Genomic DNA, 19,440 nt, shown 5'->3' on the forward strand with positions numbered 1-19,440 from the left:
TTGGGGGCGATCACAGCGAGGACAGGAGCAGTCATCCGGGAGTGTGGCGAATCGGAGCGGCGGCGTTATGGGGCGGATCATCTTGCCGTAACGTTTTCGTAGTAAGGGATGAGATCCTTGTAAGTCCAGTCTTGCCGGAAGTCAGTGATCAGAGGAAGCTCATCAATTTTGAATTTTTGGTACTTGGGAGAATGAGAATCATCAAAAGCCCACTGTTTGAGAGGGATGTATCTGCAAATAAAGTTGATTAGCCAGCAGTTTTGGCGATAAAGGTATTGAATAATGTTAAGTAAATAAAGTATAATGTCCATGAGCAATGAAATCCTTTCTGGTATTTTGGAATTTTGGTCGAGGACATTATACCAAAAAAAGGGAGGTCATTGCTCTTTTTATTGCAAACTCCCATAAAATCAAGGTTTAAACAATAAAACAGGTAGTGAAACTTGACACTACCAAATTAAGAAAGGTGGAAAAAAGATGAGAAAAAACAAACTTTATCTGGTTCGTTTCCCCGCTATGGTCCGGCGGACGGGAATGAACGTGAGCAATTACAAAACAAATATTTTACTGCTGAACAGTTATTTGGTAGGCATTATGAAGACATCGTTCCCCGTGCTCAACATACTGCCGGAAAACTATGCTGAATATCTGAAGTTTTACGTGGACGCGCAGTTGGAGGCCAAGAAATGGGTCAAGAGCATTTATACCAACCTGATCCTGGTTCCGGGTGTTATCGCCGACCGCACCGGGATTACCCAGAAAACATTAAACGATGCACAGATCTATCTGGAGCGGATTATTTTAAATCCGGACGATGGGTTTGCAGTCATGATGTTCCAGCAGGATTTGAAAGACGCGCAGGCAGTGATTGATAATATGATCGACACGAGCCAATCGCTTTTGAAACAACTGAATGACTACCAGAGCACGAGCCTTGACATAATCCGGTATAACTTGAAGCAACTGACAGAAGCAATGCTGGCGGGGGCGGATGTGGATGAGGGAAAGATAGCGGAACTTATCAGCCGGATCAACGCGCTTGAGCGGGATATTAAATCGCAGACAGCAAGCGTTGTGGGCGGCAGCCTTCTTGTGGTCACGGGGATTGTAATGTGCAGTCTTGCTTTGTTTACCGGATGGGGGACGGTGGCGGGAATCGCGGGAGCCGTTGCCTGCGGAGGCATCGCCGTTGCGGGTGGTTCCATTGTCGGCACATCCTCCCGGAAGATTATAGATGACAAAGAGGAAATAAAAAATTCACAGGCAAAATGCAGCCTGTATGAGCAGGATATAGCCGCCCTCAAAGCAGCAGCCGACACATTTGATAAATTCTGCCTCCAGATGGATGAGATGAAGGGGTACCTTGCAGATATCATCGAAGTCTGGCAGACCGTCCACGATGAATTAGGCGAATTGCACAATGACGTGGAGGAGGCTTCGCAGGAATTCAGCCGGCAGGATTGGGAGCAGGTACGGTTGTCCCTCCAAAGCGCTGCCGAGGTCTGCGGTAGGATTACCGTGTGGATGGGCGATTTAGACATCAGCGATATTCAGGCCACGGATGCTGTCATAGCTCCGGGTATGACAGAGGAAGAAATAAGAACCGCGCTTAAAGCGGGAAAGACCATAAGCTTTGAAGAATATATCCTGGCGGTTTAAGAAGAAAAGAAGGAGGATGTAAGATGAAACGACATTGGAAACGGGCTCTATCCGTATTTCTATCTGTTGCCATGCTGTTCAGCATGACGGGGACGAATACGGCATTAGCGGTTGAGAGAGATACGCCGCCCGGTGCGAACGGGCTGTGCGAACACCATCCGGTGCACACCGATGCGTGCGGCTATGCCGGGGGAACACGGGGGACGCCCTGTGGACATGAGCACTCGGACGAGTGCTGGAAAGAAGTTACGAAATGTGTCCATAAGCATACGGACGACTGTTATGATGAGGAAACTGACCTTGCCAGCGGCAGCAACGCAAAAGAGCCGGTGAACTGCTCCCATATCTGCGATGAGGAAAGCGGCTGCATGACACAGGCGCTGGACTGTTCCCATGAGCACGATGAGGACTGCGGCTACATCGCTGGCAAACCCGGCACACCCTGCGCTTTTGTGTGTGAGGAATGTGACGAAGAGGACCAGGTGAATGGCGGCGGGAGCGGCGGTCTGTCCCGGGGCGACTCCGTTGGTCTGGCCATGCTCAGCGATGGGGGCGTGATTGCGGCGTTTGACGCATTATCGTACAATGTGCTCTATCAGAGCTACAAATCTGGGGATATCGAATCACAAGACGCTCTCACCCTGCCGGGCGTCCTGACCGGCACCGATGAAGACGAAGGCAAGATCACCATCGAGGACGTGACCTGGGAGAGCGACCCGGCCTTTGACCCGGAAGACCCGGGGGAATACACCTTCTCCCCCGTGCTGCCGAAGGGCTACACGGTGGCTGACGGCGTGGAGCTGCCGGAAATCCTGGTGACAATCGAATGGAATAGCGCCGGCAGTGATGCGGGTATCATAGCCGCAATCCAAGCCTACAATCAATCCCATGCAGCAAACGGAGGCACGGGCGAGTTCAGGGTATCCGGCGATATCACAGGCACTGTTACCGGCGCGACTGAAACCTTTGAACTGGAGATCCCCGCCGGCGTCAAGGTGGTATGGCAGGCGAACTTCTCCGGCAATCTCACCGAGGGTCCGATGGTGAGCCTCACCGGCGACGGCGCGTTTGAAGTGAACGACTACTGTATATTCGGCCGCGGCCGCGCGTTTGAAGATGTGATCGAGGTGGGCGGCAACGTCACGTTCATCGGAATAACAGGCGCCGGCGTGGTGGTCGCGTGGGATGCGTCCGCCTCCGGCCCTTATACGGAAGGCAGTACGACAAACCTGATGGCCTGGTCGAACAAAGACAATGCCGTCACCGTTCAGTGGGCCTTAAAGGACGGAGAAAGCGGCATCCGCTACACAAATGCAAATGGCTCCCTCATCGATTTTTTGGCGGTTGAAGGCGTGACGGTGACCGCCGATTCATCGGGCGGCTCCGCCCAGCTGGCGGACACCGGCCTGCTGACCCTCTCGGATACCAACGCGGTGGACGGCTACTACGACAGCGAGGGCTGGAAGTGGGACGGCTCCACCCTGACGCTGAAAAACCCCGGCATACAGGCAGTCAAGGCCGTCAACTTTGCCAATACCATCACCACCGGTGCGAAAGTTGTGCTGGACAGCAACGTGACTCTGGACTCCTCCGAATTCACCGAACAGCCGGCGATTTGGTATCGGGGCGGCAACGGCACGCTGACCATCGACGGGGGCGACTACACCCTGACCGCAAAGAACGGCAGCTCGGCCGCGCTCCGCAGTGATAAGGATCTGGCCATCACCGGCGGAACGGTAAATCAGGAGGGCCATATCCTTGCCAGCAGCGGCAGCCTCACCGTCTCCGGCGATGCCAATGTGACCGGCACTGGTAAGCTGGACGCGACCCGGGAGGTCACCATCAACACCAGCGGCGCGGTGTCGGCCACCGTAACCGCCAGTTCCGCCATCATCGGAAACAGCGTTACCATCAGCAATGGCACAGTGACGGCTACCAGCGGCGGCAGCGGCTCTCCAACCATCAAAGCAACTGGTGCTATTACCATCAGCGGCGGCGCCGTGACCGCCGTCAACACCAGCACCGAACCGGCCATGAACAAGGCCCCCACCCTGGAGGGCGGCATGGCCGTGCTCACCGCCAGCGAGAACAGCAACGGCAGTAACCCCCAGGCATACGACGCCAGCCAGATCAGTACCTACAAATACCTGAAGATCGGCCAAGCGCCGGGCGGCTCCACCCAGTTGGACGCGACCACTGGCCTGCTGATCATCTCGGACACCGATCCGATCAACAGCTACTACGATAGCGAGGGCTGGAAGTGGGACGGCTCCGCCCTGACGCTGAAAGAGCCGGGAAGCGGCCAGCAGGTCAAGGCCGTCAACTTTGCCGATACCATCACCACCGGCGCGAAAGTTGTGCTGGACAACAACGTGACGCTGGATGTCTCCTCTATCAAACGCCAGCCCGCGATTTATTACAAGGGCGAATCCGGCACGTTGGAAATTGACGCCACGGGCCATACGCTGACCGCCAAAGCCAGTGAGGATTACAACAATGGCGATTACGCGATTCAATCCGCGAGTGATCTGTCCGTCACCGGCGGCAAGGTCGATGCCACGGGAATGGGCGGAATCACAGCCGGTCTCTCTAAGGATCTGACCGTCACCGGCGGTAGCGTGACGGTCACCGCCAGCGGCGCCCCTGCCCTTAACAGCAACGCTAACTTGACCGTCTCCGGCGATGCGAGTGTGACCGCCGAATATACAGGCAACAATGCTCTGAGCACAATTTCAGCATTGAACACCATCGTCGATACCACCGGCACGGTGAACTCCACCGGTACGAAAAACGGCTTTGCGTTGGGGGCGAGCGGCAAGGTTTCCCTCCAAAGCGGCAAGGTGACTCTCGTCAATACCGGCACAGGTGACTATGTAACCAAGGGGATGATCACTGCCGCGAGCATGGAGAGCGCCGTCGCCATCGTCACCTTTAATGGCCAGCCCGCCTTCACCGTCAGCGGCGTTTCCCCCAAGAGCGGCCCCACGGCGGGCGGCACGGTGGTGACAGTCACCGGTGCGAACCTCGCCGACGTCACTGGCGTGAAGGTCTGGAACACGCCGGGTACCGATCTTGCGGATAAGACTGCAACCAGCTTCACGTTCAAAACCCCAGCGAACGAGGCCAGTACAAACGCACAATATATTATCGTCACCGATGCAAACGGCTCGGTGCAGCTGACGGGGGCTTTTACCTACTCCGACGCTCCCATCCCCAGCGAAACCATCACCTACCCCGGCGTGGAGCTGTGCAATGTACAAGTAGGCCAAGTAGGCTATTCCAGTTCTGTGGCCCCTACTGAAGGGGCAGACGGCAATACCGTGACGGTGAATAACACCTCCGGCAATACCAATCCCGGCTTCGTATTGGGGGGATATAACAATTCCGGTGCGTCTACCGGGAACACCGTCATGCTGAACAGCGATGCGATGGTGGAGTATGGTGTTTTCGGCGGCATCACAGCCGGTGGAGGCGATGCCACAGGCAATACCGTTATCCTCCATTCCGGCTCAGAAGCCGACAATCTTTACGGCGGCTGGGCAGAAGGCGCGGGCAGCGCCTCGGGCAACACCGTCATTGTACACACAGGCGCTGTGGTGAACAGTAATGTTGGCGGAGGTTTCCTCGGCAGCGGCGATGGCGTCACCGCGGACAACAACACAGTCACCCTCTATTCCGGCGTCGCGGTGGGTAGTGATGTTTATGGCGGCAGCCGGTTTGGGCAACTGGGGATCGGAACCGGCAACAAGCTGGAGCTGATCGGCACCGGGCAGAGTGTTGGCCAGAATCTGAAGGGCTTCCAGACCCTTGACTTTACGCTGCCCGCCGCCACAGCGGCCGGCTCCACCGTTCTCACCGTGGAAGGCACAGCGGACATTGACGGCGTTACCGTAACGCTGGGCTTTGACACTACTCCCTCCCTCAACGTGGGCGATACAATCACACTGATCGACGCCGCCAATGGGGTGATCAACGGAGCACCTGCGAACAGCACGGTCAGCGCATCGGGCTACAGCTTCCGCCTCGAAGTGCATGGCGAACATCTGGTCGCCACAGTGACGGACAACGTGGTCATCTACACCGCCACGCTGAACATCCATATGGACGGTTCTCCAGATGACGGTGACGCTACCCTCTATACGCTCAAGCTCGACGGTGACGAAGCGACAACATATACCATGACAGGGTCGGGCGCGACACGCACGGCCAGCGTACCCAACGGTACCTGGAAGGTGTATGGCGGCAACATTTTCGGAGGAGACGAATACACCGGCGTTACGATTGTCATAAAGGATGGCCCCGCCAGCGCGATGCTGGATTTGTTTTCCTTCACCTACACAGTGACCCCGCAAGGCACGGCGACCGATGGATCAATGCGTATATCCATAAACGGAACCCCATACGAAGAATACCTTAGCATAGCTTGTTTATTGAAAGGCGACGATGTGGTTTTCACCGCCACCGGCTCGGGCGCGGTAAGCTACACCTATACGTGGAGCGGAACCCACAACGGAGTGCCGATAAGCGGCACGGGTAATACCTACAGGATACCGTCCGTACAAGGCGTAGTGAATATCACCTGTACCGTAACGGGAAGCGATGGCGGCGTTCAACCGCAGAGTTATAGCATTAACGTCATAAACGGCACAGCGAATCCGACTTCGGCGGCACAGGGCGAAACCGTGACCATCATGGCAATCGCTGCCCCGGACGGCCAGCGGTTCAGGGAGTGGGACATCGCCCCCGCCGTGACCTTTGCGGACGGCACAAGTAAAACCAGCGCCACCGCCAGGTTCACCATGCCGGATCAGGACGTGACCGCCGAGGCCACCTATGAGAAGATTCCGGAAGGAACAATACCGGTGACGGGCATTGCGCTGAACAGAAGCACATTGTCCCTTTACAGCAATACCACGCCGAACACGGGCACCCTCACAGCCACCGTAACACCGGCTGATGCCACCGACAAAACAGTGACATGGGCCAGCGGCAATCCATCTGTTGCAGCCGTGGATCAGAATGGCAATGTTACGGCAGTGGGCAGCGGCTCGGCGGTGATTACCGTCACCACCACGGACGGCGGCTATACGGCATCCTGCACCGTTACGGTAATGACATACAGCAGCGGCAGCACAGGCGGCGGCTCTTCGGGCGGTTCGTCAGGAAGCACTTCTTCGCAGCCGGCAGGTACAACTGCCCAGGATCCAAAGAAAGGGAAAGTGAATTCCCTGACCGGTATCATCACCGGCAGCGGCTCGGGCTACTCTAACTGGCAGCCAGAGACAGCAGCAGACGGAACCGTCAGATGGAAGCTGCAATATGCGGATGGAACAACTGCGGCCGGAACGATTGTGACCGGAGAAGACGGCAGTACCTATGAGCAGCCCGCCTGGGAGATGGTGAACGGAGCCTGGTATCCCTTTGGGGCAGATGGTTATGTACAAAGCGGAATGATTTATGATCCGGCCCTGGGCGGATATTTCTACATCGATACCAATACCGGTATGAAGACAGGCTGGCAGTTGATTGACGGGAAATGGTATTATTTCAATCCCGTATCGGACGGCAAGCAGGGGATCATGTTTGCAGATGCCTGGATAGACGGCTGGTACGTAGATAAAAACGGGCTTTGGAACGGGGAACAGAAAAAAGAGTGATCAAACACGTTGATAAAATTGCAATATTGGTTTTATTGGTTCTACTTACCTCTTGCGGCAGGCAGTCGGTTATAGATGCCTCATTGCCTGCCGTGGAGTCTCATACCTCGAATCATAACCGCATATTAAATAAGACGATCACCAGCTTTAACTCTGACGATGAAGATGAAATCAGTGAAATTGGCAAGAACGGGAACCCGGGGATTATGAACTGGTGGGGAATTAATATTACGATTTCCATGGTGGAGCAGAGGGAAGATAGCAGGGATGGAGATAGAATTTGTGGCAGCGCATGGGACGCTCTCAGAAACCGGGAACAATCAGTTCAGCCCGGACGCCGGCATAACCCGCGGAATGTTTGTCCCCGCCCTGGGACGGCTGGCGGGCATTATCAACAGCAGGTGGTTTTACCTTGATGCAGCTGGCCTGATGCAGTCCGGCGGTGGGAAGCAGATGGGCGGCAAATAGTATTATTTCTACGCGGACGGCTCAACAGCAGTCAATACACAAATAGACGGCTGCAAGGTAGGAACGGACGGCGCGTAAGAATAACAGATTGACAAGGCGGCGAAGGCGGCAGTTTACCCCACCCGCCGCTTTTTTTTGGAAAATTGGGAACGTACGCGGTGGCTATAAGAGGGTGATATGCAATATGCGCTTTTACTGGACGATAAGGTACAGGCACTGAAAAGCCAACATCTATCTGATAAATCTGTTTGAAACCGACAGGACGGCTCATCTTCTTAACCGGAAAAGCCCGTCAAGAAGCACCGGATGTCCATCCGATGTAAAAATGAGTACAAAAGCGGGCCGGTTTTCCATTTCCATAAAAATTCTCTTGAAAAAATACAGTAAAGTGATTAAACTGTTACCATGAAGTTATTATATGAAGAAACGCTGGACGGAATATCTGTCCAGCGTTGTTATGGTTTGGATGGAATTGTACAGATTCCTGACACGATAGAGGGAAAGCCGGTGACAGGGCTGGCATCCTACCTTTTTTCTGAGACAGTCAGGGGGCGCCAGGTGCCTCCTTCTGTGTATGAGGGCGAGCCGGAAATCTGCGGCAGCCAGGTGAAGGAACTGACGCTGCCCGTGCACGTAAAGAGGATAGGGGCATATGCCTTTTACAACTGTTCCGGCTTAAGAAAGCTTTCCTGCCACAGCACCATAGCGGATTGGGGGGCAGGTGTATTCACAGGATGCAGCGGGATCACAAATCTCAGTATCCAGGTGGCGGAAAACTGCAAATCCTGTCTCAGGGAGATCCTGTCAGAGCTGCGCCAGACACTGGATGTGGATTACAGGGACGGAGCGGGGAATCTGCTCTGCAGGCTGGTGTTTCCTGAATATTTTGAGGAATCCGTGGAAAATACCCCTGCCCGGATCATTATGAGGCAGATGCACGGCTGCGGCCACCTGTACCGGTATTGCTTTGAGGAGACCCGGTTTCAGGTAGGGGAGTATGACAAACTGTTTCCCCATGTGGTGGTCCAGGAACTTCCCGGACTTGTGACGCGCCTGGCCCTGTACCGTCTGTACCGGCCCTGGGGGCTTAAGGAGGAGGCGGCCCGGGGATACCGGGAGTATGTGGCAGCCCATGCAGAGGAAGCAGCGGCCGGTCTCTTTGAACGGGGTGAGCGGGACATCCTGGGATGGCTGGCCCGGGAACCGTACATGAATGAGGCGGCTCTTAGGGCAATGCTAAAAGCAGCGGCCCGCTCCGGCGATGCAGGTGACGCGGCCCTGCTCATGGATGTAAAACACAAAAGATTCGGTCATGTGCCGTCAAAGGCCAGGACGTTTGAATTATAAAAGGAGGAAAAACATGGCTAAAAAAACAAAAGCACAGGAACTTAGGGAAGAACTCACGTGGTCATTTCCACACATTGCAAAGGACGCGCCGGAGCAGGTGGAAAAGGCCTTTGGATATTGCGAGGGTTATAAGGCATTCCTGGACGGGGGTAAAACAGAGCGTGAATGTGTGAAAGCAGGGATCAAAATGCTTAAAAAGGCAGGCTATAAACCTTTTGACAGAAAGGCGTCCTACGAGCCGGGAGATAAGGTGTATTATGTCAATCGGGGCAAGGCGCTGATCGCCACCACCTTTGGCAGGAAGCCTCTTACAGAAGGGGTCAGGATCAACGGGGCCCATATAGATTCCCCGCGCCTGGATCTAAAACCCAATCCCTTGTATGAAAAGGAAGAGATTGCATATTTTAAAACCCACTATTACGGCGGGATCCGCAAATACCAGTGGGGGACCATCCCTCTTGCCATCCACGGCGTTGTGGTAAAGAAGAACGGTGAAACCGTAGAGGTATGTATTGGAGAGAAGGAATCGGATCCCGTGTTCTGTGTCACCGACCTGTTGCCCCACCTTTCCGCAAAGCAGAATGAAAGGCCCTTAAAGGACGGGCTTAAAGGGGAGGAGTTAAACATTGTGGTGGGCTCCCTGCCGTTTCAGGACGAGGAGATCAAGGAGCCATTTAAGCTTCTGGCCCTGTCCCTGCTGAACGAGCGTTACGGCATAACGGAAAAGGACTTTTTCCGGGCCGAACTGGAACTGGTTCCGGCGGTAAAGGCCAGGGATGTGGGACTGGACGCCAGCATGATCGGAGCTTACGGACAGGACGACCGCGTATGCGCATATACTGCACTGACCGCGGAGATCGATGCCAAAAAGCCGGCCCATACCACCATAACCATACTGACAGACAAGGAGGAGACAGGTTCGGACGGCAATACCGGACTGAATTCCGACTATGTGCTTCATTACATAGAGGACCTTGCCGACCAGGCCGGAGTAAAGGTGAGGGATATCCTGCGTAATTCCCTGTGTCTTTCCTCGGATGTAAACGCTGCCTATGATCCCACATTCCCTGATGTTTACGAGAGCCGGAACTCCAGCTATGTGAATAAGGGCTGCGTCCTGACCAAATACACAGGCGCCAGGGGGAAGTCAGGCTCCAATGACGCCAGTGCTGAAGTCATGGCAAAGGTCATATCCATGATGGAGCAGGAAGGGGTGTACTGGCAGGCCGGGGAACTGGGCGCGGTTGATGCGGGAGGAGGCGGGACCATCGCCAAGTTCGTAGCCCATATGAATGTGGATACCGTGGACCTTGGGGTTCCCATTTTGTCCATGCACTCGCCCTTTGAGCTTGCGTCCAAACTGGATGTTTACAACACCTACAAGGCATTCAGGGCATTCTACAAATAACAACCTTAAATTTTCATGAAATTGATGGAAACACTTTTTTTTCCCACACAGGTATGGTATAACTATGTACAGCGCACGCCCGGAAAAGCACATGTTTTTTATGGTATGAATACTGGGAATATAAGGGTTTTCACAAGGATGCGTAAAACGAGTAAAAGAAAAGGGAAATGTAAGATGAAAAAAATAGCATTGATATGTTTATGTACAATGACGGCCTTGTCACTTCTGACAGGCTGTTCTAACAGCACAGGCAGCGGAAATGAAAATCTGGGATCTGTGGAGCTGGGAGAATACAAAGGCGTTAAGGTGAATATGCCTTCTGTGATCGTAACAGACGCGGAGGTGGAATCCAGGATCAATCAGGTTCTGAGCCAGAATCCGTCCGAGGAGGAATTGGACCGCCCGGCCCAGGAAGGCGATGTGGTCAATATCGATTATGTGGGCAAGCAGGATGGCGTGGAATTTGCCGGGGGTACAGATACCGGATATGACCTGACACTTGGTTCCGGAAGATTCATCGAAGGGTTTGAGGATGGATTGATCGGAGCAAAGAAAGGGGATAAGAAGGAGTTGAACCTGACGTTCCCGGAAACTTATTCAGAGGAAACCCTGGCCGGCAAGCCAGTGGTATTTGAGGTCACTGTCAACGCAGTGAAGGAGAAAAAGGACGCTGTGCTGGATGACGCATTTGTACAGAGGGTTTCCGATTACAAGACAGTGGACGAGTATAAGGAGAGCATTAAGGCGGACCTCTTAAAGCAGAAGCAGCAGTCCGCAGACCTTCAGGTTCAGCAGTCCGTGCTGCAGCAGGTAGTGGAGAGTTCCACGTTCAAGCTGAATAAGACTGCCCTGTCCAGGCGCTATAACACAAGGATCAAACAGTACGAAGAACAGGCAAAGATGTATGGAAGCAGCCTGTCCCACATGGCCCAGGCCAATGGTATGGATGTACCAGGACTCCAGGAGGCAATCTATGCTTCTGTGAAGGATGATGTGCGGAACCAGCTGGTCATCAATACGGTTGCTGAGCGCGAGGGCATTGTGCTGGAGGATGCAGACCGCCAGGCATTTGCAGAGAGCAACGGACAGGATGTGGAGGATGCTGTTGCATATTACGGCCAGGAGACCTTTGACGAGATGGCGCTGAATTATAAGGTGATGAAGTTTATGGCTGACAATGCTTCCAACGTGGCTGAAACCACAGAGACGGAGACATCCGCGGCAGAGACAGCAGCCGGGACAACAGCAGCAGAAGAGACTACGGCAGCAAAATAAACGGGAGCGAATTGTGAGGAGGGGACATACATGCAGATTTTAAAGGACAGGATACGAAAGGACGGCAAGATCAAGGCCGGAAACGTACTGAAAGTAGACAGCTTCTTAAACCACCAGATGGACATTAAGCTGTTTGGAGAGATTGGCAGGGAGTTTAAGCGCAGATTTGCCGATGTGCCGGTGACAAAGATTTTGACCATTGAGGCGTCCGGCATCGGCATTGCATGTATTGTGGCCCAGTATTTTGATGTGCCGGTTGTATTTGCCAAGAAGACGCAGACCAAGAACATTGCCGGGGAAGTGTATACCACCAAGGTGGAATCCTTTACCCACGGGCGCGTGTATGATATCATCGTATCCAGGGAATTCCTGGGTCCTGGGGATAAGGTACTGCTGATTGATGATTTCCTGGCCAATGGAAAGGCACTGGAAGGTCTGGCAGCCCTTGTAAGGGATTCGGGCGCGGAGTTGGTAGGAGCCGGCATTGTAATTGAAAAAGGTTTCCAGGTAGGCGGCGATCTGCTGCGTTCCGAGGGGATCAGGCTGGAGTCCCTGGCAATTGTAGAGAGCATGGATGAGGAGACACAGACGATTGTGTTCAGAGATGATGAGTAATAAGACAAAAGCATTATTTTTCGATATTGACGGAACCCTCCTGTCTGAAAAGACAGGGGAGGTGCCGGAAAGTGCAAAACAGGCGGTCAAAGAAGCCAGGTCAAAAGGGCATCTGGTTTTTATCAATACAGGCAGGGTCTACCCCCATACATGGCAGATACGTTCAGAGATCGAGGTTGACGGCTGTCTGTGCGGGTGCGGCACGTATGTCCTTGCAGAGGGAAGGGTGCTTTACTATTACCATATTCCCAGGGAGCGCGGCATCCGCATTAAAAAGGACATTGACGAGTGCGGTCTGGACGGAGCCTTGGAAGGTGTGGACGGCTGTTATTTCCACAGAACCATCTCAAGGATGCCGCGGGTGGAGGAACTAAAAGCAGCACTCAGGGAAGCGGGATGCGCCGGCAGGTATGACTGGGAAGATGACTGCTATGATTTCTCCAAATTTTACCTTGCGTCTGACGGGAACAGCCGGTGTATGGAATTATTTGGACGTCTTAAGGATATAGAGGTCATTGACAGGGGGGATGGATATTATGAGTGTGTCCCCAGAGGCCATTCTAAGGCCACTGCCATGGATCAGGTACTGAAACACTACGGTATTTCCAAGGATGATGCCTATGTGTTTGGGGATAGCAGCAATGATCTGTCCATGTTCCAATACGCAACCAACTGTGTGCTTATGGGACAGCACAGTGAGGTACTGGTCCCCTATGCCACATTCGAGACAAAGGATGTGGAGGAAGATGGTATCGCTTATGCAATGAAAGAGTTAGGCATCATATAGAAAGAGCTGACCGGATGAAGAGAAAGACTTGGATGATAAGCGCCCTGATGTATGCTATGGTATTCATGGCATGCTTCGGGGTTTTGCATTTTATGAAAAAGGTAATGGAACCACCGGGACCTGTACAGGTGGCGGGGACCGAGCCCATAGAGGAGCCTTCAGACAGCCCCCGTGGTACCCGGGAAGATACGGGCGAGCCTGTACCGGCTGCCACGGACTCTGAGGCTGAAAAAGAGGAGACAGTGGAGCGGGAGGGGGGATACACGGGATGGAAGAAGGAGTTCCCTTCTGTTTGGACCCCGCCCCAGGAAACCGAGGTGCCCTACGTTCCGCCGGATGTGATCCTTGCAACGGATCTCCACTATCAGAGTGCCCTGACGGATGACGGAGGGGAGGCGTTCCAGCTTTTTGTGGAGCGCAGTGACGGAAAGGTTATCCGGTATCTGCCCCAGCTTTTGGAGGCATTTCTGGACGAGGTGATAGAAGAAAAGCCTGCCGCGCTGGTGCTCAGCGGTGACATCACCATGAACGGGGAAAAGGTCAACCATCAGGAATTGGCTGATCGGTTAAAGCGGGTACAGGACGCGGGCGTACAGGTGCTGGTGATTCCCGGCAACCATGATATCAATAACGGGAATGCGGCGGTATATTACGGGGCGGAAAAAGCAGCAGCCCCATCCATTGACGGACCTGAGTTTTATGATATTTACCACGAGTACGGCTATGACCAGGCATTAAGCCGTGACAGTGATTCCCTGAGCTATGTCTATGCCCTGGATGAGAGAAACTGGCTGTTGATGCTGGATTCCTGCCAGTATGAGCCGGATAACAAGGTGGAGGGCAGGATCAAGGATACGACCATGGCCTGGATGGATGAGCAGCTTGCCAAAGCCGGTGAGGAAGGAATATTTGTGGTTCCCATTGCCCATCACAATCTTCTGGCCCAGAGCCGGATGTACACAACCCAGTGCGCCATGGATAACAATCAGGATGTGATCCAACTCCTGCAGAAATACAGGCTGCCCTTGTTTTTCAGCGGTCACCTGCATGTACAGCGGGTGCACAAATACAAGGCGGAACCGGGAGTCCCGGAAGCAGCTTACGGCATACAGGAGATCATCACAGACGCGCTGAGTATCCCTCCCTGCCAATATGGGCACATCATATGGGAGGAGGACGGAAGCATATCCTATGAGACCAGGTCTGTGGATGTGTCTGCCTGGGCCAGGAGAACGGGGATTGATAACCCGGATCTTCTGGATTTTGAGGACTGGTCCTTCCGCTACATACAAAAGCTGATCAGCGATCAGATACGGGGAGTGGTAAAGAACCTGGGGAATGATGTGGAGCGCTCCATGGCAGCCACCTATGCAGGCGTGTACATTGACTATTATGCCGGGCGCAAAATTGACGCAAAAGGGATTAAGGGAACCAGAGGATACCGGTGGTGGGAGCGCAATATGCCGGACAGCTACCTTCTCAGGGAATTGAACGCCATGATCGCGGATTCGGACAGGGATAATAATTATTTTCTTCTCCCGGAGGAACAGGGATGGTTTCTGGATTAGGATAAAATATACGGTGAAAATACATGGCAATTCCGCCCCTCCTGAGCCTTGTGGCTGTTTTTGCTGTGTGTTAGAATAAATGTAAGAAATTGTTAGCTAAAGAAGATTTTGAGAGTACACATACACTAAAGGAGGAACCGGCCATGAGAAAGTGTGACTGGAAAAATGTCTTAAAGCGCGGTGCAGCCCTTGCCCTGGCGTTTATGATAGCGGTATCCGTGCCGTCCTACGGTGCGGCAGCCGCACAGGCAGCGGTTCCTTCAGGAGCCGGCCGCCCGGGAATAAAAAAGCAGCTGCCCGATGCAGCGGACTATTCCCAAAGGCCCTATGAGCATTATTCCACCCAGGTCATTGACCAGGCCATGGAGGATTTTGAAAAGGCCTGCCAGACCGAGGGACAGGAGGAGGAAGTGCTCCGCCTGTACGACCTGATCATCAGTGAGTTTGACCGCCTGGCCACCATGACCTATATGGCCCAGATCGAATATGACAAAGACGTGTCCAATGAGGCAGCTGCCCAGGAGCAGGCATATACCACGGATCTGTATGCAGAGCTGGGGGACAAGGCCGCATCCTGTATCAGCAGAGGGCTTGCCACTTCCTATGCCAATGCTCTGGAAGACAGGATCGGCGGGGAATATGTGTCCATGGTGGAGTATTACCAGGAGGACTCACAGGAGAGACAGGAACTGGATAAAAAGGAGCAGGAGCTGCTTCGCCAGTATGACCAGCTGGCGGCGGATGACATAACAGTGGAGTATAATGGACAGCAGTGGAATTACCAGCGCCTGGAGACGGAGGAAGATCTAAGCACCGACACATACCGCGACATACTGAAAGAGCTGAGCCGGGAAAAGAACAGGATCCTGGGAAATAAGTTTATGGAACTGGTTCAGGTCCGCAACCAGATAGCCGGGGTATCAGGATACGACAACTATGCGGAATACGCATACAATGCGGTATATGGGCGTGATTATACCATGGAGGACGCAAAAAAGCTGTGCGGGAATGTGAAGGACACCATTGTTCCGCTCAATGATGATATGTGGTATCTGGAAGTGGATTATGCTTCCTATGACGGCCTGGATGAGCTGGAGAGCAGTTCCGCAGAGGACATGTTTAATGCGGTGGGGCCTGCCTTGGTGAGGACCCAGCCGGAACTGGGGGAAATATTCCAGTATATGCGGGATAACCATCTGTATGATATCCAGGCCGGGGCAGAGGGGGAGGACCGCGCGGACAGCAGTTATACCGTGGCTCTTCCCAGTTATAAAGATGCATTTATCTTTATCAACCGCAGCAATACCTTCAGGGATTACCAGTCCCTGATCCATGAATTCGGCCATTTCAGCAGCTACTATTACAACGCGGGGCCTGAATTATATCAGGGGTTTAACGTGGATGTGTGCGAGATACAGTCCCAGGGGCTGGAACTTCTTGTTACAAGACAGGCGGAGAGCATGCTGGGGGAAGGGGCTGAGGCCTATGTATTCGAGACACTTACGGATATGCTCTATGTAACCATCACAGCCTGCATGTTCCAGGAATTTGAGGAGGCCGTATACAGGAATCCGGATATGACCCTGGAGGAGATGAACCGCAAGTTTAAGGAGATCCAGGATTCCTATGACGGATGGTACTACCGGGTATATGGGGATGAATGCTATGAATGGGTGGACATCCCCCATCTGTTCCACAGCCCCATGTACTATATCGGTTATGGAACCTCGGCCCTTTCCGCTCTTGACCTGTGGGTACTGTCCGGTGATGACTGGGATCTGGCAGTGGACACATACATGGGAATTCTTCATGAAGGTATGGATGCACCCTATAAAGGAACCATCAGCAAGTGGGGAATGAGGGATGTATTCGACCAACCGCAGATGGAAGACCTGGCCCGGGATATCCGAAGCATGCAGGGCCTGGCCGATGGGTCAGAGGTCCAGCCGGGGGAAGAACTGCCCCAGGAAAGCGATGGCTATGATACCAACACCGCCCTCCAGGGACAGCGGATGCTCTCAGCGGTAATGATCCTGCTCCTGGGAGTGGGGGCCGTGATCGTGCTTCAGGTTATGATCCTGTGCGTTGGAGTTGTTGTCTTGTGGGTTTTGGTGAAGGGGAGGAAGGGATAATAAGTGGGCGCCCTTTGTCCGGGCTGAGTATCTAAACAAGACAGAAAGAGGCTGACAGCCAGTTATGGGCGGTCAGCCTTTTCTTTTTGCAAATCATTTTACATCTATCTTTCCCCTATAATACGCCAGCATCAGATCCACCATCCGCCCATAACTCCTGACACCATCCTCCTGGCTGTGTGCTTTCAGGTAGCGGTCATTGAGCTGGGTGGAGGCTTCTGCCACCTTGCCGTCATATTGGTCCCAGAACTGGTTGTTCCATTTCAGATCCTGGGCTGCTTTGGGGGAGAGCATGCCATAGAGTTCATAGTATGCTTCCAGGTCCACCTTTGCCAGGGCATTGCCTGCGTAGACCCAGCCGGTGAGGTAGCCGCTGTAGCGGAAATCCGATGACTGGGAGCCGATGCATGCCAGGTAGCCGATGAAGTTGGCCTCGTCCTCCCGCATAAAGCCTTTTAGGTGGGAGAGCTCATGGCAGATGGTGTGGGGAATATTGTAGTAGGGCATTTCCCTGTTATAGTTCGCCTCAATGGTAAAGGGGGAATAGATGCCGCAGAGCTGCTGGATGGACAGCAGCCTGGGGTTCATCAGGGGCTTGGGGTAGGGGTAGTATCCATCCAGCTGGGCATAGGAAGCTCCTAGGTTGTTCATGGCGGTTACGCCTTCCAGACCCATTTCCCTGAGAGCGGACATTGCCGGCAGAGGGGTATCCTCTGTCTGGCCCGGATACAGGCCGGACAGGAAATCCGTAGAGTGGTCCACTTCCTCCAGGGAACTGTTCACCTGACTGGTCAGGAATAGGCACAGGCTGTAAAGCTCCTCTGTAGAGGACTGTTCCATAACCATACCCGCCTCATAGGAAAATGGGCTCCTGTAATAGTTGATCCCGCAGTTTATTGTAAACAGGAACAGCAGGAGACAGGCATAAAAGAAGACACGGGCCAGTGAGCACAGGGGCCTCTTAAACAGGAGGACAATGCTGATGATGCAGAATACTACGGTAAGGTACAGACCTGCCTCAGAGAGGGAAAATGGAAACAGCCCGCTAAAACGCCCCAGTGTGTTCACCAGCACAGGATAGACTGTGACGGAGTAGTTCTGGGCAAATCCGGGGACCATCCTGGAACACATGGTGAGGATGCCTGAGAGAAGAACCAGAACAAGACCCGCTATAAAAAGGCGGAGCGCAGTCCCGGGGCAATTGGCGGCTAAACCGGAGGATCGTAAGTTGGCTTTTAAGGGAAGCTTCATAGGTATACCTGCCTTTATTTAGTATCACACCCGCTGTTATTTTTAGCGATTACTTTAATATATGGATCACACCGGCCTCGTCAAGTTCCACCAGCACGGTAGCCGCAATGGGGAAAAGGAAAATGCCGGGAAGGCCCAGAAGCTTTCCTCCTGCAAAGATGCACAGCAGGGTAGCGGCCGGGGAAAGCCCCATTTGCAGGCCGATCACCTTGGGCTCCAGCGATTGGCGGATGACAGTGATCAGCAGGTAGAGGCAGAGCAGGCCGAAGCCCAGGCTTTTGGGACCGCTGACCCAGGCTGTCAGGGCCCAGGGAAGTAAAATGGTGCCTGTACCCAATACGGGGAGGATATCCACCAGTGTAATGAGGCAGGCGGTTGTAAATGCCATGGGTACACCCAGTATATAGAATCCTGCATAGAGTTCCGCAAAGGTCAGGGACATTAACAGGGCATAGGCCCTTATAAGGCGGCCTGTAACATTACGGGCGCTGGTCCAGGCTTGAATAAGCATGGTGCGTTTGTCTTTTGGCAGCTGGCGCAGGAGAAAAGAGATGACCTGGCGATAACTGCCGGTGAGGAAAAAAGAGGCGATCACTGTTACAAGGAGATCCACCAGCAGGGTGGGGAATCCCACGATCACAGATGCCCCCCAGCCGATCAGGCTGGAGGAAAGGGCGCCCGCCGCATTTTCCATGGCATGTTCCAGACTGCTTCCAAGGGAGGAGATATGGATGCTGTGTCCGGGAAAGCTGTTTTCCAGAAGGGAAAAGAATCGGGACAGACCCGGCTCCACCACCTCGCTGTAAAAGGCGGGCAGTTTTTTTCCCTGTTCCTGGATCATGGTCACGGCCTGGCTTCCTGCCAGCGCTATGATCCCAAGGATACACCCGTAAAATACCAGCAGAACCACCACAGCTGCCTGTTCCTTTCCTCTCCCCATCCGCGCTTCCAGCAGGGAGACGGCAGGATCCAGCATAGCGGCAATGGCCAGTGCCGCTATGAAAGGCATGAGCATGGGAATCAGCCGTTTAAAAAGTATGTAGCAGAGCACGCCAATGATGGAAAAGTAGACGAAGCTGATAATGAATGTCCTGCGCTTTTGAATGTCCATAAATTAGATTCCTGTTTATTTCATTACCTCTATTATAGGCATTCCGCAAGTCACAGTCAAGGAAGAATCCCCAGAAAATGGGGGACAACCCTTGGTATATTTTTTGCTGGAACAGTGTTGTTTTGCACATGTTCCTCCATATACCATTGGCATCCCCCGGAA

12 protein-coding genes and 1 pseudogene are annotated in these 19,440 nt (G+C 53.5%); 10 read left to right on the plus strand and 3 right to left on the minus strand.

Translation table 11 applies throughout. The features are described from left to right. Nucleotides 1-311: pseudogene (locus HMPREF9469_RS33860) on the minus strand (transposase); the annotation flags it as partial. Nucleotides 312-477: 166 nt separating this feature from the next. Between HMPREF9469_RS33860 and HMPREF9469_RS20130 the strand changes: the two are divergent. The 10 genes from HMPREF9469_RS20130 to HMPREF9469_RS20180 all read left to right on the plus strand — a co-directional run bounded on the left by HMPREF9469_RS20130 (nucleotide 478) and on the right by HMPREF9469_RS20180 (nucleotide 16,916). Then, nucleotides 478-1,659, plus strand: a complete 1,182-nt coding sequence (locus tag HMPREF9469_RS20130) for a hypothetical protein (RefSeq protein WP_007865957.1) — start codon at nucleotides 478-480, stop codon at nucleotides 1,657-1,659. A 23-nt stretch (nucleotides 1,660-1,682) separates the two neighbouring features. Then, a complete protein-coding gene (locus HMPREF9469_RS30765; protein ID WP_007865960.1) occupies nucleotides 1,683-7,316 on the plus strand; it encodes an Ig-like domain-containing protein in 5,634 nt (1,877 codons plus the stop codon). A gap of 267 nt (nucleotides 7,317-7,583) precedes the next feature. Continuing rightward, nucleotides 7,584-7,784 (plus strand): hypothetical protein, encoded by a 201-nt coding sequence (locus tag HMPREF9469_RS20145; protein WP_007865964.1) that lies wholly within the window; start codon nucleotides 7,584-7,586, stop codon nucleotides 7,782-7,784. 405 nt (nucleotides 7,785-8,189) lie between these two features. Beyond that, a complete protein-coding gene (locus HMPREF9469_RS20150) occupies nucleotides 8,190-9,131 on the plus strand; it encodes a leucine-rich repeat protein (protein WP_007865967.1) in 942 nt (313 codons plus the stop codon). A gap of 13 nt (nucleotides 9,132-9,144) precedes the next feature. Next, on the plus strand, nucleotides 9,145-10,539 hold the full coding sequence (locus HMPREF9469_RS20155; protein WP_007865969.1) for an aminopeptidase: 1,395 nt from the start codon (nucleotides 9,145-9,147) through the stop codon (nucleotides 10,537-10,539). Nucleotides 10,540-10,713: 174 nt separating this feature from the next. Then, nucleotides 10,714-11,814, plus strand: a complete 1,101-nt coding sequence (gene tig / locus HMPREF9469_RS20160; protein WP_007865970.1) for a trigger factor — start codon at nucleotides 10,714-10,716, stop codon at nucleotides 11,812-11,814. A gap of 30 nt (nucleotides 11,815-11,844) precedes the next feature. Then, nucleotides 11,845-12,429: a xanthine phosphoribosyltransferase gene (locus tag HMPREF9469_RS20165; protein ID WP_007865972.1), complete on the plus strand. Its 585-nt coding sequence runs from the start codon at nucleotides 11,845-11,847 to the stop codon at nucleotides 12,427-12,429. Then, entirely contained in the window at nucleotides 12,407-13,216 is an 810-nt protein-coding gene (locus tag HMPREF9469_RS20170) for an HAD family hydrolase (protein ID WP_007865975.1), read from the plus strand. Before HMPREF9469_RS20165 ends, HMPREF9469_RS20170 begins: the two co-directional genes overlap by 23 nt. Nucleotides 13,217-13,230: 14 nt before the next feature. Further along, the gene (locus HMPREF9469_RS20175; RefSeq protein WP_007865978.1) at nucleotides 13,231-14,784 is read left to right on the plus strand and encodes a metallophosphoesterase; all 1,554 of its coding nucleotides are present in this window, start codon (nucleotides 13,231-13,233) and stop codon (nucleotides 14,782-14,784) included. A 143-nt stretch (nucleotides 14,785-14,927) separates the two neighbouring features. Next, nucleotides 14,928-16,916 (plus strand): gluzincin family metallopeptidase, encoded by a 1,989-nt coding sequence (locus HMPREF9469_RS20180; RefSeq protein ID WP_007865981.1) that lies wholly within the window; start codon nucleotides 14,928-14,930, stop codon nucleotides 16,914-16,916. A gap of 93 nt (nucleotides 16,917-17,009) precedes the next feature. Here the strand turns inward: HMPREF9469_RS20180 and HMPREF9469_RS20185 are convergent, their stop codons facing one another. Together HMPREF9469_RS20185 and ytvI are read right to left on the minus strand one after the other, a co-directional pair. Next, nucleotides 17,010-18,167 (minus strand): DUF3810 domain-containing protein, encoded by a 1,158-nt coding sequence (locus HMPREF9469_RS20185; RefSeq protein WP_007865984.1) that lies wholly within the window; start codon nucleotides 18,165-18,167, stop codon nucleotides 17,010-17,012. Between the two features lie 49 nt (nucleotides 18,168-18,216). Then, nucleotides 18,217-19,278 (minus strand): sporulation integral membrane protein YtvI, encoded by a 1,062-nt coding sequence (gene ytvI, locus HMPREF9469_RS20190; RefSeq protein WP_007865987.1) that lies wholly within the window; start codon nucleotides 19,276-19,278, stop codon nucleotides 18,217-18,219. Between the last annotated feature and the right edge of the window lie 162 nt (nucleotides 19,279-19,440).

Origin of the sequence: [Clostridium] citroniae WAL-17108, from assembly GCF_000233455.1 — a bacterium.
In the GTDB taxonomy this organism is placed as follows: Bacteria; Bacillota; Clostridia; order Lachnospirales; family Lachnospiraceae; genus Enterocloster; species Enterocloster citroniae.

What these genes read in the sequence shown, in the direction of transcription:
- ytvI (WP_007865987.1), bottom strand. Translation starts at nt 19,278, where the DNA reads ATGGACATTCAAAAGCGCAGGACATTCATTATCAGCTTCGTCTACTTT.
- HMPREF9469_RS20150 (WP_007865967.1), top strand. Translation starts at nt 8,190, where the DNA reads ATGAAGTTATTATATGAAGAAACGCTGGACGGAATATCTGTCCAGCGT.
- HMPREF9469_RS30765 (WP_007865960.1), top strand. Translation starts at nt 1,683, where the DNA reads ATGAAACGACATTGGAAACGGGCTCTATCCGTATTTCTATCTGTTGCC.
- HMPREF9469_RS20130 (WP_007865957.1), top strand. Translation starts at nt 478, where the DNA reads ATGAGAAAAAACAAACTTTATCTGGTTCGTTTCCCCGCTATGGTCCGG.
- HMPREF9469_RS20165 (WP_007865972.1), top strand. Translation starts at nt 11,845, where the DNA reads ATGCAGATTTTAAAGGACAGGATACGAAAGGACGGCAAGATCAAGGCC.
- HMPREF9469_RS20145 (WP_007865964.1), top strand. Translation starts at nt 7,584, where the DNA reads ATGGAGATAGAATTTGTGGCAGCGCATGGGACGCTCTCAGAAACCGGG.
- HMPREF9469_RS20155 (WP_007865969.1), top strand. Translation starts at nt 9,145, where the DNA reads ATGGCTAAAAAAACAAAAGCACAGGAACTTAGGGAAGAACTCACGTGG.
- HMPREF9469_RS20185 (WP_007865984.1), bottom strand. Translation starts at nt 18,167, where the DNA reads ATGAAGCTTCCCTTAAAAGCCAACTTACGATCCTCCGGTTTAGCCGCC.
- HMPREF9469_RS20175 (WP_007865978.1), top strand. Translation starts at nt 13,231, where the DNA reads ATGAAGAGAAAGACTTGGATGATAAGCGCCCTGATGTATGCTATGGTA.
- tig (WP_007865970.1), top strand. Translation starts at nt 10,714, where the DNA reads ATGAAAAAAATAGCATTGATATGTTTATGTACAATGACGGCCTTGTCA.
- HMPREF9469_RS20180 (WP_007865981.1), top strand. Translation starts at nt 14,928, where the DNA reads ATGAGAAAGTGTGACTGGAAAAATGTCTTAAAGCGCGGTGCAGCCCTT.